Below are 348 nucleotides of genomic sequence, written 5' to 3'. Positions count from 1 at the left end.
CTTGCCCCGGTCCACAGGATTCGGGCCTGTCAGCTCCCCCTTTTCAGGGCCCGCATGTTCACCGAGTCGATCGCACAGCGGGACCAGTCCAGCTGGCCGCGGGCACCGAGCTCGTCGAGGACCAGGCGGTGGAGTTTCGCCCATACTCTGGCCTTCGACCACTCCGTGAAGCGCCGGTGGGCGGTGGCGCCCGAAGGTCCGAATGAGGCAGAGGGCAGTTGCTGCCACGTGCAGCCCGACGTCGCCACGAAAACGATCGCGGCCAGCACCTCCCGGTCGCCGTGCCGACGCCGGCCTCCACCTTGCGGGCGAGTAGGCGCCTCTGGCACCACCCGCTGGAACAACTCC

The 348-nt window shown here is 69.0% G+C and carries 1 pseudogene; it reads right to left on the bottom strand.

The window, feature by feature from the left end:
- A pseudogene (locus IE318_RS07210) lies at window positions 1-344 on the bottom strand (transposase); the annotation flags it as partial.
- Between the last annotated feature and the right edge of the window lie 4 nt (window positions 345-348).

Source organism: Streptomyces spiralis (assembly GCF_014654675.1).
Classification (GTDB): domain Bacteria; phylum Actinomycetota; class Actinomycetes; order Streptomycetales; family Streptomycetaceae; genus Streptomyces; species Streptomyces spiralis.
The sequence above is the reverse complement of the archived record's forward strand: the minus strand, read 5'-3'. Positions and strand labels throughout refer to the sequence as shown.